Origin of the sequence: Thalassospira sp. MCCC 1A01428 (assembly GCF_002115825.1) — a bacterium.
Lineage (GTDB): Bacteria > Pseudomonadota > Alphaproteobacteria > Rhodospirillales > Thalassospiraceae > Thalassospira.
This window is the reverse complement of the sequence record NZ_JFJZ01000050.1, coordinates 1-16,851: the sequence shown is the minus strand read 5'-3', so window position 1 is coordinate 16,851 and position 16,851 is coordinate 1. Positions and strand designations below refer to the sequence as shown.

The 16,851-nt window shown below is 54.8% G+C and carries 17 protein-coding genes; 11 read left to right on the top strand and 6 right to left on the bottom strand.

Annotated features, from left to right (window positions below; genetic code table 11):
• Window positions 1-26 precede the first annotated feature (26 nt).
• Both THS27_RS22705 and THS27_RS22700 read right to left on the bottom strand, forming a co-directional pair.
• Complete coding sequence (locus THS27_RS22705; protein WP_085594802.1) at window positions 27-788, bottom strand: SDR family oxidoreductase; 762 nt, start codon at window positions 786-788, stop codon at window positions 27-29.
• A gap of 50 nt (window positions 789-838) precedes the next feature.
• Window positions 839-2,038, bottom strand: a complete 1,200-nt coding sequence (locus THS27_RS22700) for an MFS transporter (RefSeq protein ID WP_085594779.1) — start codon at window positions 2,036-2,038, stop codon at window positions 839-841.
• 136 nt (window positions 2,039-2,174) lie between these two features.
• Here THS27_RS22700 and THS27_RS22695 point away from each other — a divergent pair, with 136 nt between their 5' ends.
• Together THS27_RS22695 and THS27_RS22690 are read left to right on the top strand one after the other, a co-directional pair.
• Window positions 2,175-3,104, top strand: coding sequence for a LysR substrate-binding domain-containing protein (locus tag THS27_RS22695; RefSeq protein ID WP_085594778.1), 930 nt, complete (start codon window positions 2,175-2,177; stop codon window positions 3,102-3,104).
• A gap of 795 nt (window positions 3,105-3,899) precedes the next feature.
• Complete coding sequence (locus tag THS27_RS22690) at window positions 3,900-4,208, top strand: transposase (protein ID WP_139835712.1); 309 nt, start codon at window positions 3,900-3,902, stop codon at window positions 4,206-4,208.
• Between the two features lie 315 nt (window positions 4,209-4,523).
• Here the strand turns inward: THS27_RS22690 and THS27_RS22685 are convergent, their stop codons facing one another.
• Window positions 4,524-5,309 (bottom strand): IclR family transcriptional regulator, encoded by a 786-nt coding sequence (locus THS27_RS22685; RefSeq protein ID WP_168184977.1) that lies wholly within the window; start codon window positions 5,307-5,309, stop codon window positions 4,524-4,526.
• A 115-nt stretch (window positions 5,310-5,424) separates the two neighbouring features.
• On the opposite strand from THS27_RS22685, the gene THS27_RS22680 reads away from it, so the two are divergent.
• The 7 genes from THS27_RS22680 (at window position 5,425) to THS27_RS22650 (ending at window position 11,691) form a co-directional block, all read left to right on the top strand.
• The gene (locus THS27_RS22680) at window positions 5,425-6,420 is read left to right on the top strand and encodes a TRAP transporter substrate-binding protein (RefSeq protein WP_085594775.1); all 996 of its coding nucleotides are present in this window, start codon (window positions 5,425-5,427) and stop codon (window positions 6,418-6,420) included.
• A gap of 61 nt (window positions 6,421-6,481) precedes the next feature.
• Entirely contained in the window at window positions 6,482-6,997 is a 516-nt protein-coding gene (locus THS27_RS22675) for a TRAP transporter small permease (protein WP_085594774.1), read from the top strand.
• Window positions 6,994-8,271, top strand: coding sequence for a TRAP transporter large permease (locus tag THS27_RS22670; protein WP_085594773.1), 1,278 nt, complete (start codon window positions 6,994-6,996; stop codon window positions 8,269-8,271). The genes THS27_RS22675 and THS27_RS22670 overlap by 4 nt, the downstream gene beginning before the upstream one ends.
• Window positions 8,272-8,274: 3 nt before the next feature.
• Window positions 8,275-9,327, top strand: a complete 1,053-nt coding sequence (locus THS27_RS22665; protein WP_085594771.1) for a dihydroorotate dehydrogenase — start codon at window positions 8,275-8,277, stop codon at window positions 9,325-9,327.
• A 145-nt stretch (window positions 9,328-9,472) separates the two neighbouring features.
• Window positions 9,473-9,805, top strand: a complete 333-nt coding sequence (locus THS27_RS22660; protein WP_085594769.1) for a cupin domain-containing protein — start codon at window positions 9,473-9,475, stop codon at window positions 9,803-9,805.
• A gap of 123 nt (window positions 9,806-9,928) precedes the next feature.
• Complete coding sequence (locus tag THS27_RS22655; protein ID WP_085594767.1) at window positions 9,929-10,852, top strand: DUF6282 family protein; 924 nt, start codon at window positions 9,929-9,931, stop codon at window positions 10,850-10,852.
• Window positions 10,853-10,902: 50 nt separating this feature from the next.
• On the top strand, window positions 10,903-11,691 hold the full coding sequence (locus THS27_RS22650) for an HpcH/HpaI aldolase/citrate lyase family protein (protein WP_085594765.1): 789 nt from the start codon (window positions 10,903-10,905) through the stop codon (window positions 11,689-11,691).
• A gap of 481 nt (window positions 11,692-12,172) precedes the next feature.
• Here the strand turns inward: THS27_RS22650 and THS27_RS22640 are convergent, their stop codons facing one another.
• Window positions 12,173-13,840, bottom strand: a complete 1,668-nt coding sequence (locus THS27_RS22640) for a DUF262 domain-containing protein (protein ID WP_085594761.1) — start codon at window positions 13,838-13,840, stop codon at window positions 12,173-12,175.
• A gap of 19 nt (window positions 13,841-13,859) precedes the next feature.
• On the bottom strand, window positions 13,860-14,105 hold the full coding sequence (locus THS27_RS22635; RefSeq protein ID WP_085594759.1) for a hypothetical protein: 246 nt from the start codon (window positions 14,103-14,105) through the stop codon (window positions 13,860-13,862).
• A gap of 197 nt (window positions 14,106-14,302) precedes the next feature.
• Between THS27_RS22635 and THS27_RS22630 the strand changes: the two genes are divergently transcribed.
• Window positions 14,303-14,671 (top strand): helix-turn-helix transcriptional regulator, encoded by a 369-nt coding sequence (locus tag THS27_RS22630; protein ID WP_085594757.1) that lies wholly within the window; start codon window positions 14,303-14,305, stop codon window positions 14,669-14,671.
• Window positions 14,671-15,903: a type II toxin-antitoxin system HipA family toxin gene (locus tag THS27_RS22625; RefSeq protein ID WP_085594755.1), complete on the top strand. Its 1,233-nt coding sequence runs from the start codon at window positions 14,671-14,673 to the stop codon at window positions 15,901-15,903. The genes THS27_RS22630 and THS27_RS22625 overlap by 1 nt, the downstream gene beginning before the upstream one ends.
• A 335-nt stretch (window positions 15,904-16,238) precedes the next feature.
• Here the strand turns inward: THS27_RS22625 and THS27_RS26975 are convergent.
• A partial coding sequence (locus THS27_RS26975) for a hypothetical protein (RefSeq protein ID WP_168184976.1) occupies window positions 16,239-16,851 on the bottom strand: 613 nt, incomplete at its 5' end.

Sequence of the window (16,851 nt, the reverse complement as noted above, 5' to 3'; positions counted from 1 at the left end):
GTCCTGAGTCTAGGGGCTATTCTGCATCACTTGCCTCCGGTAACGTCTAGAAAAGTTCCGGTGATGAAGGAGGCTTCTTCGCTAGCCATCCAAAGGATGGCGCGGGCTACCTCTTCAGGTTGGCCACCCCTTCCCATTGGGATTGTGTCTTTGACGCGATCCACCCGTCCGGGTTCTCCGCCGCTGGCATGCATCTCGGTGTAGATATGGCCGGGACGGATGCAGCAAACGCGTATCCCCTCCCGCGCCACCTCCTTGGAAAAGCCAGTAGTGAAAGTTTCCAAAGCACCCTTCGAGGCGGCGTAATCGACATATTCGTTTGGACTGCCGAGCCGGGCCGATGCGGACGAGATGTTGATCACGACGCCACCCCGCCCGTTGTAGCGGGTGGACATCCGCTTCGCCGCCTGCTGGGCATAAAGTATCGGGCCAATCGCGTTGACCGCGAAAATCCGTTGCATGCGCTCAAAGCTGATATTTTCCAACCGGGATTGCTGCGCGATGATCCCGGCGTTGTTCACCAGCACATCGATTCGGCCAAACTCTCGGTCGATCTTGGAGAATAGCTGGCTGATTTGCCCGGGATCGGCACTGTCTGTCTGCACGGCCAAAGCCCTGCGCCCGGCTGCTTTCACATCGGCAGTGATCGCTTGAGCAGCAGCCTTGTTGGAAACGAAAGTGATGACGACATCATAACCTCTGGCCGCGGCAAGCCGCGCAGTCGCTGCACCTACGCCACGGCTTCCTCCAGTTATTATCATCAGGGGTGTCTGCGAAACGGTATTCATTTTCAGGTCTTTCTCACCGAATGGAATGAAGCCAGTCAAGGGCTGGCCGGTTATTGAGTTTCAGACTGGTTGCACGACCGTTGGGGCTCGGCAGGAGGGCTTCGCATGTAGGGGCCTAACGCCAGCACGAGCGGAATGATCAGAACTGCCGTGGCAGCCGCCGCAATAACGCCAACCGTTCGGCTGCTGTGATCGGCAATTGCCCCATAAAGGATTGGCGCGAGCCCACCGGAGCCGATGACGCTGGTATAGAACACCGCGAAAGCCCGCCCTGTATCGCCGTCCGACAGTTCAGGCACGGTGCCGTAGAGCACGGACGATGTGCCGTTGAGAACAAGGCCTAACAGCGGCAGCAAGATGAGCATCAAGATCAGCGGAGTGAACAGGGTCGTAACGATCAGTAAGGCTGCTATGGCCTCGGTCATCATCACTGTCCTGACAACACCCAGCCTTTCTCCAAGGCCGCCGAAAAGCGCCTTCCCGAATGCTCCGCCGATGAACAGCAGTGCTAGAGCAACACCTACCATCGGCAAACCGCCACCCAGTCCCTGGACAAGAAAAGGAAGGAACAGGAGATATCCCATGCGGGTGGCGGTATCGAAGCCGCCGATTACCGTCAGAATACGAAAACCGCCGCGTCGACGAGTGGCCGTGGCCCCTCTCTCTCGATCCTTGGCGGCGGAAACGGGGGGCACCAGTCGAACAAGAGTGCAAATCAAGGCGATTCCGAGTATTGCCATCAGCCCGAGCACAGGCTGCCATGCCAGGACCGTCAGCAGCAGCGCGACAAGCGCTGGCACTACGGCCTTTCCGAGATCCCCCGCGAAATTATAGATACCGAGAGGACGTCTCGCTGCCTCGCCATAGCTGTCGGTAACAAGCAGGGATGCGCGCGGATGCTGGATACTCGATCCAATGCCTGCCACGACGAGGCCGACGCAGAGCCCTGCCAGCCCGAATGGCAAAGCCATAATCACCAGGCCTGTTGCCGCGATGGCCGTCGAAAGGATGAGCGCGGCGCGCGCTGACCATCCGCGAAGAAGCCGATTGGCAGGTAGCTGAAGGCCGCCCATAGTCGCGTAATATAGGGAGCGGATGACAGCGAGCGCTGCATAGGAAAGCCCGAACTGATCCTGCCATACCGGCATGAAGGCATAGAGGGCGTCTGTGTAACCATCATGCAGGGCGTGTGTGATGCTTGCAGCGACAAGGCTACGCTTTTGAGTATGCCGTCTATTTCTGCGGTTCATCTCTTGCTATTCTGTCCTGAATGCTGGTTGCCTGATCGAGTCTGGTCATTTCCTCATTCGACGGTATACGTGTGATCTTTTGTCGACTAGTATGGATTTGCTCACGCATATCGTTGGCTTTTCTCACGGATTCAGCATGCGCCATCCTCTCCCATTGAACGCTCTGCGCATATTCGAAGTCGCGGCCCGAACCGGCAGCTATACCGAAGCAGGGACAGAACTTGGCCTTACACATGGCGCAGTGAGCCGGCAAATTGCAGCGTTGGAAGGCTGGCTGGGGCAGAAGTTGTTTGCGCGGGATGGACGTCGGATGGTCGCAACGCCAACCGCAAAAATCTTCGCTGCGGAGGTTAGCCTCTCATTTGATCGCTTGGCTGTGGCCGCGGAAGCTTGCGGTCGCCCGAATGCGCGCCGCATCCTGCGCGTAAGCGCCCCGACCAGTCTGGCGATGCGCTGGCTCATCCCTCGGCTTGGGAGCTACCACTCCAATCACCCGCACGTCGAAGTCGTCGTTACGACGGTGTCCTGTGTTCAGGAAGAATTACGCGGCGGCGTGGATCTCTCGATCCGGCGCGGCGTGGTCAGGGAAGATATATGGCCACAGCATCATGTCGTTCCGGTACTAGATGACGTTGATACGTTGATCATGAGCCCTGCGCAATTCGCTGAGCGTCCAATCCTCGAGCCTGCTGATATTGAGGGGCACACACTGATTTCCAGTGAAACCCGTGCCGGCGATTGGATGAAATGGCTTGAAGCGGCAAATCTCCAGCATCTGACTGGATTGCCCCGACAGACATTTGATCACTTCTTCGTCGCGCGCCAGGTGGTGGAAGATGGGCTTGGCATCGGAATTGGCCCGCTTCCCATGCTCGATATCGACATCGCCAGCGGAAGATTGATGACGCCGTTACCGGACATCCGGGTTCCCAGGACGGGTTATGTCGCAGTCTTTCCTCGTCAGACCGACCCTGGAAATTTGGTTCGCGATTTCGTTGACTGGCTGATTGACGAAGGGCTTGACACAACGAAGGATAATAAAGAAGTTTGCGAAGCGGCTAACTAGCAGTCGCTACAGTCCCAGTGCCCACGGCCGTCATACCGGGCTAACCCGTATGACGCTAGCTGTACACCTTACACGAGCAACAAGCGGGACAAGCAACGCTCCAACCTTCGGCTGATTGCCCATTAATCGCAGCGAGGCGTTGGAGATTTCTGATATTCGTTAAGGTCTTTTGCACACCGCGATGTTCCGGATCCGACAGGCGTCTGAATAACGGCAGGTGCAATCTCACTCAGTAGCCGAGGACCAAATGGCGAAGGGATGATATAGTCTCGGCCAAAGGAAAGGTCTTTGCCGTGAATGTGCTTTACGCTTCCAGGTACCTGTGTATGTGCTAAATCAGTAATTGCTAGCGCGCAGGCTATTTTCATCTCTTCGTTTATTTCTCTGGCCCGCGCAGCGAGTGCAGCCAGATACCAGAATGGATATGAGAGGCAATTTAAGATACATCCTCATTACGTCAAATTGATCAAAAACGATCCAATTTCAAGGGTGCAGAGCACATCAAATAGCGATTTCGGAAAGTACAGCTCAATCCGCTTTAGGGAACATCCCTATCCTTTGAAAAGGTGCATTCATCCATTCAAATATCCGACTATAGGTGATACCGCCCTGCAAACGGGACGTTTGGGTCAGATACTCTACGTTTCGCCATTTTCTGCGGGTTTAAAGGTGAAATATAACATTTTCTTCAGAGCAGAAACTAAACATCCACTATCAAATAATTAATTTATATCAATTACTTATGTAATGAATTGAGAAAAATCAGCAAACGTCCCGTTTGTGGGGTTCGATATCGTGCTTGATGCCAATATTGCCATTGGCGACTTGCTTTATAAACACCGAAACCCTCACCTCAAACAAACCGCTCTCCAGGAGATCGTCAAATCAGGTGTCGTGAGACTTTACGCACCGAGTTGGCTTGAAGCCGAAATGCTCTCAAGCACCATCCCTCATGATGCGGGCCCTTACGCCAAACGCAATCTTGTTGAGCGCCTCTTCTGCCGCATGAAGGATATGAGGCGGCTGACCATCCGATACGAAAAATGGGCAGAAAACGTCCTTAATCTGGTCCGGATTTTTGCAATCAGATATTCGGCCAATTGAATCCAGACCCTAGCGCAGGAAACTCCATTTAAAAACAATCGACTTTTCAGAGCACAGGGCATGTCATTGGCGAGAAAACATCCTCAAACCCAAGACGATATCTGCCCTGAACAAGATGCAGGAGTTGGAATCGGGGCGCAGCAAATAGAGTCAACATCCCGAAAATGTCATCATACCGGGGTATGTCTTCGACATGACACCCGCGGATAATTGGTATTTATTCAAAACTAGGGTTGTGCCTTTTTCTCATTGAAAAACGTGATGTATTCATAGGCATCAGTTCCTCCGCAATCAGTAAAGACCCCCGCGAAAATTCTAGTTTTCGAGAAGCAAGTGACTGCGCCTTTGATAGCCATAGGTCTGGGAAATCGAACGCGCCAGTTCGAGAATGGTATCGACATGCGCACTTGCTGGAGGTGATGTCAGGTGTTGAATTGATCCAACGAGGGCAACAGTCGCAATCAAAGATCCATTATGATCGAAAATCGGCGCGGCGACCACGTTTACCCCCAACAACGTCTCTTCAGGAGCACAGGCATAGCCCGCAGCGCGAATTTCGGCAATACGTGCATTCAACTGCTCGGGGAGAGTCAGTGTCTTTGGGGTAAGCGCTGGTAGTTCCCCCAAAAGTACCTCTTCGGCAAGCGCAGATGATCCGAAGGCCAAAACAATTTGCCCTTGCGCCGACGCATGAAGCGCCAACTCGCTACCCTGACGAACACCGATCTCGATCGCATGAGTTCCGTGCAATGCGAAGATCACGCTCAGACCGTTCTTCTTAACCAAACTCAGTACCACTGCGAGTCCAGTCTCGTTGCGTTTTATGCGCATGCGCTCCCGGGCAGTCTCTGCCAGATCTCGGATGGCTATTGCATGTTGTCCGACGATCCATGCCTTCGGCCCAAGATGGTAATGGCCAGTGCCTGGATCACGCATGATCCAGCCGGTTTCCTCCAATGTGTTCAGGTGCTTGTGCGCCGCACTTTTAACGATTCCCACGGCCTCAGCAATCTCCGTCTGACTTAGCGCAATATCTGAGAAGGCTACCCTCTCAAGAATTGTCAGGGCCATATCAGAGGTTTTCACGCGTGCTTTTTTCATTGATGTCTCCCAACCAAAACAGGGCTTTGTAACAGTTCTTGACATGAATGATCGGAGCTGACAACCTCATATTAAGAACTACAGTTCTTATATTGAGAACATTAGGGAGGAGCAAATGAAAACTTATACAAAGATCTGCGGACTGCTTGCCGGCTTTATCTTATCCGCTAGCGCCACCACTGCCTGCGCGGAGCCACTGATGCTGACGCTGGGACATGCCGTCTTTAAAACGCACCCTTTTAATGACGCGGCCGAACGTTTCGCCAAGGCTGTTGACGAAAAATCGGACGGTCAGATTAAGATCGACATCTATCCGGCACGCCAGATGGGGGATGTGAAGGAACTGATGGAAGGTGTGCAACTGGGCACTATCGATATGACAATCAACTCGTCCTCAGCCCTGTCCACACTGGCCCCCTCGGTTGACGCTTTCCAACTGCCCTATGTAATGCGGGATTATGACGACTTCGCGCGAATGGCCGTCTCACCTCAGGCACAGGCAATCATGGATAAACTGAAAGATCACGGAATGATAGGGTTGGGCTTGTATGAAGGCGGGCAACGGCATTTCCTCAGTACCGGCAAACCGATCAAGGATATCTCGGATTTCAAGGGTCTTAAGACGCGCGTTGCCCCCTCCGAATTGTTTCTCGACATCTGGAATTCGGCCGGGGTGAACCCGACGCCCATGGCCTATGGCGAGGTCTATTCCGGGCTCGAAACCGGCACCATCGACGCAGTCGAGATCAACCTCACCTCTATCCAGTCGGAGGGGCTTTATGATGCGGCCAAAAACGTAACGCTGATCGGCCATTACTTCTGGCCCGGCATATTGCTGGTTAACAAGGGGATTTTCGACGGACTGACCGCAGATCAGCAAAAGATACTGCGCGAAGCAGCGCGGGAGGTCGTGAAACCGCAGGTCATGGCGGTTAAGGCCTATGACGAAAAACTCAAATCTACATTAAAAGACGAGGGCGTAACCGTCACGGAAGCCTCGGATAACCTGAAGAAAGAACTTCACGAGGCCTGGGCACCGGTCATCCAGAAATACTCCGAACGCAACCCACTGATCGCTGATTTTGTAACGGCGGCCGAAGCCGGTCATTAACCCGGTCTGGCCCCGGCGCGACGTGCGGGGGCCAATTTTCTTCCTGCTTTAGGAGACTACGATGACGGCCTATGACTTGCCGCCTTTCCTGTCGCGCACAGTCCGCACTTATGTGACGATACTTGAGACACTCTTGATCACCGGAATGGTGGCTATCGTCGTGATCGCCGCGCTTCAGGTCTTTTTTCGCTATGTGATAGGGGCATCGCTGTCCTGGTCGGAAGAAGCCTTGCGCTACACGATGATCTGGATTTCGTCGCTGGGTGTAGGCCTAGCCTATTCGCGTGGCGAAATGATAGGGATGAGCTTGCTGGTCGACACGCTACCACGACCGCTCTGCCTCGTGGTGCAGGTCGCGGGCCGTTTGTTGATCCTGGCAGCGATGATTTGCCTGATGAGCTACGGCTGGCAATTTGCGGAACGTACCGGACAGGGTATTGCTGTCGCGCTTCCGATCTCAATGTTCTGGCTACATATCTCGATCGCGGTGAGCGCAGGACTGATCGCACTGCATGTCTCAGCAAGCCTGATCGGTGTCTGGTACCTTAATTCCCAACCTTCGATGAGCAAACAATGATCTGGCTTGGTGTCTTCTTTTTCGTGACCCTGCTGATGGGCGTGCCTATTGCCTTTGTGATGGGCATCTCCGCGCTGGGGTATTTCGTGGCAACGGATCACCTGCGCTTCCTGCTAGCGGTGCCGCAACGCATGTTCGCGGGACAAGACAGTTTCATCCTGCTGGCGATTCCACTTTTCGTTCTGGCGGGCAACCTTATGGATGTGGGCGGGTTGACCCAGAGGCTGGTGGGCTTTGCCAATTCCCTTGTCGGCCGGTTCCGGGGAGGGCTATCGCTAACGGCAATTTGGGGCAGCTTTTTATTTGGTGGTGTCAGCGGATCGGCTGCCGCAGATGCGGCAGCTCTGGGTACGGTCCTATCGCCCGAGCTTAAACGCCAAGGCTATCAGGAAGATTACTCTGCGGCCCTGATCGGCGTCTCTTCCATTATGGCTCCCTTGGTGCCGCCCTCGATTGCAATGATCCTATACGGCGCGCTTTCGGGAACCTCAATCTCCAGACTGTTCGTGGCAGGCATCGTACCCGGCGTCATCCTGGCCGTGATCCTGTCTGCCTATGCTATGTTGATAGCGCGCAAGCATGGTTACCCCAAGCTGCCCGCCATGAGCCTTGCCCAAATCGGCCGTAGTTTTGGCCAATGCGCACCGGTCCTGTTGCTGCCTGTTATCATCATCGGCGGTATCCGCGGGGGCGTCGTGACACCGACCGAGGCTGCTGCGGTAGCCGTGATCTATGCACTGATCGTTGCCGGGCTCTGGTACCGCGCTCTGTCATTATCGCGCTTGCGTGAGGTCTTTCTCTCTACAGCCACGGTTTGCGCCGCAATCTACCTGCTGATCGCCTTCGCCCATGTGTTGGCGCTAATCTTCTCGATTGAACGACTTCCTCAAGCCGTGGTCGACACACTGACCACAGTATCGGACAACAAGTGGGTCATCCTGATCATGGTCAACCTGATCCTGCTGGTTCTAGGAATGTTTCTCGATACAGTGGGTATCCTAATTCTGACAGTGCCCGCATTGATGTCAATCGGCAGTCAACTGGGCATGGACCCTGTGCATCTCGGTGTGATCGTCGTGTTTAACTGTCTGATCGGCTTTGCCACTCCGCCTGTGGGGCTGTGCCTCTACGTAATGTCGGGTGTGACGAAGCGTCCGATCGAGGCGATCTCACTTCATGCGCTGCCGATGGTGGGGCTCGCGATAATTGTGCTCGCAATCATCACCGTCTTTCCCGGCCTTGTGCTGTTCCTTCCCAATTTGCTGGTGAAATAATCCATGACACGCCTTGAAACACGCATCGGCCAAATGCGGTTAAAGAACCCGGTGATTGCCGCCCCTGCCGAACACATGATCACTGATGGCGGATTACGTGCTGCCATCGAAGCAGGAGCTGGCGCGGTTGTCGTAAAATCGACTAATGAAAACATCGCAGCCAAGGCTCAGTTGCGTGCAGCGGAATACGTTGCCCTCGATTCGCATTGGTCGCCCGTCTCCTGGGGCTCGCAGGCCGATCCCGCGACGATGATCCTCTCGCGCTCGGGCCTGCATCCACTTGGCTTCGAGAATTGGCTGGAGCAATGCCTGACCCATGACCGGATTGCACGAGCGCATGATTGCTTGCTAGTCCCCAGTTTGGTCCTCGCCGATTTGGATCACGCAATAGAGATGGCCCTCGCGGTTCAACAGGCGGGTTTGCGCGTGCTCGAATTCAATATAGGCACACCCTACGCACGTGAGGCCGCCAACGGTGCGGTAACAACCGAAACCGCCGCCGAGCGTGTCGCCATGCTGACGCGCGCACTTACTGACCGTCTGGAAATTCCGGTCTGGGTTAAGTTGACGGGGCAATCCAACGACGTGCCACAACTGGCGCGCGCAGCAACCGAAGCCGGCGCACAAAGTGCAATCGTCGCTGGCCGTCTGTTAGGGATGTTGCCTGATCTGAACACGCAAAAACCGATGCTTGGCACATCGGGCGGTTTCGGTGGTTTCTGGAACTTGCCACTCACCTGCCACTGGCTTGCGCTTTGCCGTGCCATGATCGGGTCTGAGGTTCCATTGATAGGGATCAACGGAATCACCGGCGGGCACGATGTGGCGCGCGCCATGCTAGCTGGGGCCTCTGCTACCGGGCTAGCCTCGGCGGTGATGCTACGCGGTTTCAACGTAATCGTTGAAAGCATCGAAACGCTCGACACCTATTGCCAGGCCAAGGGAACTACAGCGGCTGAATTGATCGGTCGCGCCGCCGACGCCAGAAAGACATTCGCGGACATGCCTGAGCTAGACGCTCATTGGCAACACTTCGTCCCGCCACAGAGTCGATGAACACTGGGATGCTCACACGACAAGATCGATCATTCGTGTAAGCAGCGATCCCATTTGAGGCCACGAGACTTACCCTGCACTTAGTCAACATTGACGCTGGTGACACACTGACGTCCAAGACAGTAATTAAACTGGAGGAAGATAGATGAGTATTCACAACATCAACTGGAACAACATGTCGTGGAAGCAGATTCGTCCCGGCGTGGAGCAAAAAGCATTTTCTGGTCAGGGTGCAACGGTCGCATTGCACCGACTACAGCCCGATCACGAGCCAAAGCCACACAAACATCCGCATGAACAGATCGCTTACATCATTTCAGGCGAGGTCGACTTCCACGTCGGCGACGAGGTTGTGCGGCTTGGCCCCGGCGGCATGTTGGTCGTCCCCCCCGAAGTCATACACTACGCCGTTGTCGTGGGCGACGAAGAGGTTCTCAACCTCGATGTCTTTACACCCCGTCGACCAGAATATGCCTAATTGTCAGAGCCCTCAAAGGTGCTATGCCGCATGCAATTGAACACTGGGCCCTTTGGTGTTCGCGACAGCAGTCCACCCACGGAAACCAGCCACGAACCAAAATCGAACTCGGGAGAGAACACGATGAACGACATCGAAAAAATCGAGCGCGACCAAGCTGCACGCATCAGCGAAATTCTGCAAGATGCAGTCGATCCGCATGTTCATAGCGGTCCCTCTATTGCCCCACGCGGGATCGATCATCTCGATCTCGCGAAGGCCTATTCGAAGGCAGGGTTTCGGGCTTTTGTAACCAAGGATCACGACTATTCAGGCGTGATGTGCGCCAAGCTCATTCGCGATCACAACCTCGATCTCAAGACCACAGTTTATTCGGGGATTGTGCTGAACAATGTTGTGGGCGGACTCAACGCCTATGCTGTCGAACATACTGCAGCAATGGATGGCCGAATTGTCTGGCTTCCGACATTGGCTGCGGAAAATCATCTGGAGTGGGAAAAGACGTCTAGCTGGGTGCATCCGGCAGCGACGCAGAAAATGCGCTCCGCATCGCCTGTTCCGCTCTTCAAGAATGGAAAGTTGCGTCCCGAGCTTCTGGATATCCTCGATGTGATCGCGGCGACGGGCTTGGCGCTGGCCAGCGGCCACATCCATGTTTCTGAAACCAAGATCGTCTTTAACGAGGCAAAAAAGCGAGGCGTGGAACGGCTGATCTTCACGCATCCCGAGGACATCGTGGGTGCCTCATTTGAGGATGTGAAAGAGATCGCGGCCATGGGCGCATATGTGGAGCATTCGCTTGCCTTCTTTGCCGAAGGATCGAAATTCCGCAACCGCACGAATGACGAACTGGGTGCTTTTATCGATTGCGTGGGACCCGAGCGGACCATCCTGTGTTCCGATCTTGGCCAGACTGGCACGATTACACCCCTTGAAGGGCTAAGGCGCGGCGTCGCGACCTGCCTTGCCCTTGGCTATTCCGATGCGCAGACACATTCGATGATAGCGACCAATCCGGCCTTAGTCATCGGTTTGCAAAACGGCTAGAACGCCGCCCCAGAGACGCATTTGAACGAACTGACAGGAAAGAGGCTGGAATGATTACGAAGCGACTAGAATTCAGCGACCGGTTCCGATCCGGCGAAACACTTTATGGCACCTTCTTAAAAGTGCCCGCGACGATGCCCGCCGAGATCATGGGCAGTCTCGGATATGACTTCGTTGTAGTGGATGAAGAACATTCGCCGTTCAATCGCGAAACGACGGACAGAATTATCCTTGCATGCAAAGCCGTGGGCCTTGCTGCCATTGTCCGCGTACAAAGCAGCGCAGCAGCTCATATCCTGTCCGTTCTCGATTGCGGGGCGGATGGCGTCCTGGTTCCCCATGTTAGCGACGCACCAACGGCACAAGCGATCGTTGCTGCTGGTCGCTATCGCGTTGGAAAGCGCGGCTTCGCACCGACCACACGCGCAGGCGATTTCGGTCGCGTTGGCCAATCCGAGCATATGGAAACGGAGGATCGCCGCGTAACGATCATCGCCATGATCGAAGATCCGGATGCTATTGAAAATATCGACGAGATCCTCGCAGTCGATGGCCTCGATGGAGTATTCATTGGTCGCGGCGATCTCGCTGCTGCCTATGCAGGGTTGAGCGATGCCCCTGCTCTGGTGCGTAAAGCAACAGAAACGGTACACGCAGCTGCCGCAAAGGCCGGACGTACGGTCGCCATCCTGCCCGGCAGTCCGGAGGATGCGGCGATACAGTTCCGCGCCGGCTCCTCTGCGTTCATCATCGCCTCAGATCAAAGTTTTCTTCGATCTGCGGCGATGCAAGCGCACGCCCAAATGTCAGATGCCGTTAAACAGGTGACCACAGAGTAAACATTAAGCATTGCAGCTCTGAGAACCTTCGCCCGGTATCGTCCTTGGCAAACGGTGTTAGAGTTGTGCAGAGCTTGGGGTAAACACAATAATAAGTATCGTCCTCATTTGGCAATCGGGTACAAGTTCGCGATTTCGCTGCATAATCCCGGTGATGTTACCAACCCGGTACCGTGACAAAAGCCGGGAAACTCTAATCTCCGAAGGTCCAGAATTGGGACCTGAAGCAGGCTCTATGTCGATACCCAAGCAATTTTCGACCGGACTATGCTCCTTCTCTTCGGAAATGGGCTTCGGGCCGGTTTATAGGTGGTTCTTGGCGCCTATCATGCCGCAAGCCGAGAGGGGGGGGCGGCTGGTTGAGGTAGGCCTGATCGGGCGTTTTCCGGTCAAGCGATGAATGTGGGTGTCGTCCGTTATAAAAGCTCAGGTATCGGTCGATGAACATGCAACCTCTATCCTGTCGGATTAACGCCACGTCTCATTCAAACGCGACGGCTTCCTCCTCATAGTCGTCGTCCCGCGACGGTTGACCGTCGGTGTCGATCTGACGGCTGATGATCCGTTTGGCGAGCTCCGCGCTGACTAGTTTCGCCCGTTCGGCGAGGAAGGTGTCGTAGTCGTTCGTCCACACGCCGAAGTCATCCAGATCGCCGATCAGATGCGAGGCCATCGTCTTGTCCAGCGCCTTGTTCGATTTCCTGAACGCCTTCATGTAGGTCGCGGGCGGCTTCGCGCGGATTTCCCGCTTGTTCAGATAGTCATCGACGATAGTGATGTTGAGGATGTTGTTGATTCGCCATTCCTCAACATTCTTCTTGCCGAGATAGGTGCGTGGGAAAAAGTGGTGGTAATTTTTGCTGTTGGCCTGCTTTAGCCAATAGTTGCGAATGCTGACAATAGAATCATCATTGAACGATTTCGGCTCTTGGAAGGCGTAGAGGCACAGGATCGCTTTGATCGAACTACGTCCAGCGTTGAACCATCCGTTCTCCAAAAGGAAGTCGGGTGAGATATCGACCGCCCAATCATAGTCGGGTGACCTGCCTTTTAGGATACGATCGATGCGGCGAACGTCTTGCGCGAGTTTGCTTTCGACCGCCGACGAATAGCGTCCCCCCAGCGAGCAGCGCCAGAAAAAATCTTCGAGCAGCGGACGCTGTTCGGCTGATGGCTTGTCCGGGTGATGGAAGAAGAAATAGGCGAACGGCACAAGTAACGTATTGTACGGCAGCAGTTGCGATACCGGGATGCGGTAGCTGTTGCGGAAAAACTCGACAGCCCGTTCGAACGCATCGGTGGCACGAGGCCAGGTGTCGATGAAATCTGCCTTGCTGAGTTTGAGGATCGTCTGCTTCTTGCATTCCTTCGTCAGGATCAGCGACACCAGTTGCAGGAGCGTCGCGTCGGAGACGGTTTCGTAGTCGAGTGGCTCCAGCCTTGCGACCAATTCGTCGAACTTCTCCGCCAGATCGAACTCGCGCGGTTCGTCATAGGTTTTTGCGACCATGATCTCGAACACGCTGAGTGGTTTGCCACCGACATTGATGCGCGTGAAGATTTCCGTGGCGACGTCGATCGGCACGTCCTTCACGAGGATGATCGAGAAGTCATAGGACTCGATCCGGCGTCGGTATTCCGATAGCCGCTCATGATAATGCGGCGGGAAAGCCGCAAGCTGCTGGAAGCTGCCGTGGATCAGATCGCGTAACCTGATCCAGGTGCCTTCAGCAAGATCGGCGACCTCTGTCACGACGATCTGATCGTCCTCGCCCGCGTCAAGGTAGATGAACATGTCGGCGAAGTCGTCGGTCTTGCCTGAGTTACGTTCCACCTTGATTCCGCGCAATGCAGCGTAGAGGCTGGTGAGGCGCTGTTGGCCATCGAGAACGAACGAGACGGTTTCGCCGTCCTTCGGCTCTGGCAGAGGTGTGTTGCCGAGATCACGAACACTACGCAGTCGATCTTTCGTCGACCAGAAAATGAACGTGCCAACCGGATACCCCTTGATAATGCTGTCGAGCAACGCAGCGGACTTCTGCATGGTCCAGACGAAATCACGCTGGAACTGAGGAATTTTGACCTGTCCACGCTCTATGTCGGTCAGGAGGTTGGTATAGTTCGAATGCGTAGGACTAGGTAGCATCATGCTGATTTGCCTTTCACAATCAGAATACAAAGACTTGAAGTAATTTTGCCGGATTATGGTTTATAAAATAGATTGAGGCGAACGCAATTTGGCGTTGCCCTTCGGGCCGCGCTCTTGGCTGCGCCGGAACCACGACGATCGTCGTGGTTCCATCACTAACGCGGATGGCGGCGATGGCGCGCAAAGCCCCACACAGCCTGTTCGTTGCTGCGTTTGAAGCAGATGCATTGATGGCCTGAAGGTCGCCATGAGTGGCGTTTACCATGGAACCCTAATCCGTGGATGTTTACCGGGTTTTTAAGGTCGAAAATGTATAACGCGGACAAAACTCTGGTCTAAACAGGTTAACCCGGACTTTTGTCCGTCTTGCTGTGCATTTGATTGATTTGCACTGTAAATTGACCTAATGTGGATAAAAATACGACCATAGCATCATAAGGCGGATTTTTATCCGATCAAAACATGTCTTCGTACCAGGTTCAGACTGCCCTCAAACGACTTGGCCATGACATTCGTGTCGCTCGAAAGAAGCGGCGGATGTCTGTCGCGGACTTCTGCGAGCGATTGGGCGTAACCGACAAGACGCTCGCCAAGCTCGAGACGGGCAATGGCGGTGTGCGGCTCGAGACCCTGGCCATGGCGCTCATGGTCCTGGGTGAGCTTCACCGGCTCGGCGAAATGCTCGATCCGGCGAAAGACGATACCGGCCTGGTCCTGGATCAGGCTCGCCTGCCAAAGCGGATCGTCAATCGCCGAAAGTCGTCATCCGGCGGATCGGCCAACACGCTGGCCCGATCGGATGAGATCGATGATGAAGGAAGCGCTTTCTGATGGTCGTGGCACGTGTAGCCCTTGGGAATGGGCTGGTTCCGGTCGGTCGTCTGGTCTTTGAGACGGACGGGCGGCGCGCACATTCCACCTTCATCTATGACCAGGAATGGATCGACAATCCGCGCGGTTTTGACCTTTGCCCCCAGATGCCGCGAGCGAGCGCACCTTATCATGGCAGCTCCGGCGGGCGCGAAAGCCGGAAACGTGATGTTATTGCCGGGCCCTTTGCGGATACCGCCCCGGACAGTTGGGGCCGCAAGCTAATGCGCCGGGTTTTGGGCGAGGGGGCAACCGAGTTTGATTTTTTGATTACATGCGACGATACTGCGCGCCAAGGTGCGCTGCGTTTCCTGCAGGAAAATAGCGAGCCATTCCCGCAGGTCGGAAAGGCGGTACCGCGCCTGGCTGATATTGAGGACCTGGTCAAGATCGCGCAAAGGTTCGAGCGAGACCCGGTCGGTGCGGAGCAAGATGCGCTGGATCTCGTTGGCGCCGCCGGTACGCCGGGCGGGGCGCGGCCGAAAGCCAATGTGAGGGATGGAGACCGGCTCTGGCTCGCCAAGTTTACGTCCATCAACGACACTTGGCCGGTGGAGCGTCTCGAGGTGGCAACGATGAAGCTCGCTGGAAATCTTGGTCTGCGCACACCAGACTGCCGGCTCGAGTTACCCGGCAGTCTGCACCCGATCGGTCTTTTTAGCCGTTTCGATCGCCGGGTTGGAGGCCGGGTCCCTTATATCTCTGCGCGCACCGCCTTAGGCAAGGTTGGTCATGCAAGCGCTTTTTATACGGACATAGCCGACATCATCCGTATTATCTCTGCCCGGCCCGGTGATGATCTGCTGCAAATCTGGCTTCGTATGGTTTTCGGGATCCTCGTCACCAACACAGATGACCACCTGAAGAACCACGGCTTCATCTATGCGGGGCAGAACCTCTGGCGTCTTTCACCGCTCTTTGACGTCAATCCGCAACCCAGGCGCCACGCCCGGATGGAAACTGGGATCAGCCCTCTCCATGGGCATGAGCCAGACATCGGCGCCGCGATCGAAGCGTCCGAGTTCTTCGATGTCAGTGTGCAGGAAGCCCGCATTCGAGTTCGGGATATGGCGCGATGTATCCGAGACAGCTGGCGTGAAGAGCTGCGCCGTCAGGGGCTCAGCGGTGCCGGGTTGAACGCCTGTGCTCCGGCCTTTGAGCATGAGCGCATGGATGCGGCACTCGGGCTGTAGCTGCAGCTGATACGTAACTGATGGGGAGGAGGCGACCATCCATGTCAGAATAATGGCCTTGGCACCGGATCAGCGTGGGTCAAAAGCTACTTCCAGCCGGGTTCCTCCAGGTTCATAGACCATAAAATGTTCTTTAAGGTCCCTTACTGGATCTATTTTTATCCGCCACCAAGAAGACCTGGCGCGAGCAGTGATCTCAAACATGTTCTTTGGTTCGAAGTTAGTGCCGCGATCACACTATCCCAGGAGGATCTAGACTCAGACCCGAGAAAACTCTACTTTCAAAGCCCGCTATGATTATCAATGCGCCAGCCTGAAAAATGGTAGATGCCGAATTATTCAGGCGGTTCGCCTGTATTCGATCGCCAGTATGCAACGATTTTTCCTAAGGCCAAATGCATCCGCTCAAGATTCTCCAGAATAGCCCTGCGTGCGTCTTCTTTTTCCTGACCTTCGGCATTTAGTTTGTCGTTAGGCGGAATGTGCTTGCCGTCATTCATGTCTCCGGTTTTGCTTTTCGCATCTACAATAAACCGGTTAATTGTCGGTAAGCGCTCAGGCTCCTCTACGTCTGCTAGCCAAGTCGTGAGTAGCTGATGGGCAGCTAACTCATCTTCGTCAAGAGCTTGTATCTCGTCCGATGTTATCTCACGGGCTTGCTTTATTTGCGTGAACACAATCGTTTCTCGCACTATTCGGCACAAACATCCGAACATGTCTCGCAAGGTTTGCTCATTAGGAATGCCGTACTGTTGAAAACTCCACCGGTCAGGAACAGAACCAAGCCGCTCCATGACAGAAATCGCGTCTCGAAATCCGCCCAGTGGATCTACTTGTTCTGGTAAAGCGCGCCTGTGCATCCAAAGCTTCAAAATGGTTTCTACAGCTTGTGCTTCAGCCTTCTTTTTAACTTCGCCTTTAGTGTTCTGTAAGCGTCCCCTCACGGCT

Excerpts from the sequence above, each read along its gene's own strand:
- THS27_RS22705 (WP_085594802.1), bottom strand. The coding sequence starts at position 788 with ATGAATACCGTTTCGCAGACACCCCTGATGATAATAACTGGAGGAAGC.
- THS27_RS22700 (WP_085594779.1), bottom strand. The coding sequence starts at position 2,038 with ATGAACCGCAGAAATAGACGGCATACTCAAAAGCGTAGCCTTGTCGCT.
- THS27_RS22695 (WP_085594778.1), top strand. The coding sequence starts at position 2,175 with ATGCGCCATCCTCTCCCATTGAACGCTCTGCGCATATTCGAAGTCGCG.
- THS27_RS22685 (WP_168184977.1), bottom strand. The coding sequence starts at position 5,309 with ATGAAAAAAGCACGCGTGAAAACCTCTGATATGGCCCTGACAATTCTT.
- THS27_RS22680 (WP_085594775.1), top strand. The coding sequence starts at position 5,425 with ATGAAAACTTATACAAAGATCTGCGGACTGCTTGCCGGCTTTATCTTA.
- THS27_RS22675 (WP_085594774.1), top strand. The coding sequence starts at position 6,482 with ATGACGGCCTATGACTTGCCGCCTTTCCTGTCGCGCACAGTCCGCACT.
- THS27_RS22670 (WP_085594773.1), top strand. The coding sequence starts at position 6,994 with ATGATCTGGCTTGGTGTCTTCTTTTTCGTGACCCTGCTGATGGGCGTG.
- THS27_RS22665 (WP_085594771.1), top strand. The coding sequence starts at position 8,275 with ATGACACGCCTTGAAACACGCATCGGCCAAATGCGGTTAAAGAACCCG.
- THS27_RS22660 (WP_085594769.1), top strand. The coding sequence starts at position 9,473 with ATGAGTATTCACAACATCAACTGGAACAACATGTCGTGGAAGCAGATT.
- THS27_RS22655 (WP_085594767.1), top strand. The coding sequence starts at position 9,929 with ATGAACGACATCGAAAAAATCGAGCGCGACCAAGCTGCACGCATCAGC.
- THS27_RS22650 (WP_085594765.1), top strand. The coding sequence starts at position 10,903 with ATGATTACGAAGCGACTAGAATTCAGCGACCGGTTCCGATCCGGCGAA.
- THS27_RS22640 (WP_085594761.1), bottom strand. The coding sequence starts at position 13,840 with ATGATGCTACCTAGTCCTACGCATTCGAACTATACCAACCTCCTGACC.
- THS27_RS22635 (WP_085594759.1), bottom strand. The coding sequence starts at position 14,105 with ATGGTAAACGCCACTCATGGCGACCTTCAGGCCATCAATGCATCTGCT.
- THS27_RS22630 (WP_085594757.1), top strand. The coding sequence starts at position 14,303 with ATGTCTTCGTACCAGGTTCAGACTGCCCTCAAACGACTTGGCCATGAC.
- THS27_RS22625 (WP_085594755.1), top strand. The coding sequence starts at position 14,671 with ATGGTCGTGGCACGTGTAGCCCTTGGGAATGGGCTGGTTCCGGTCGGT.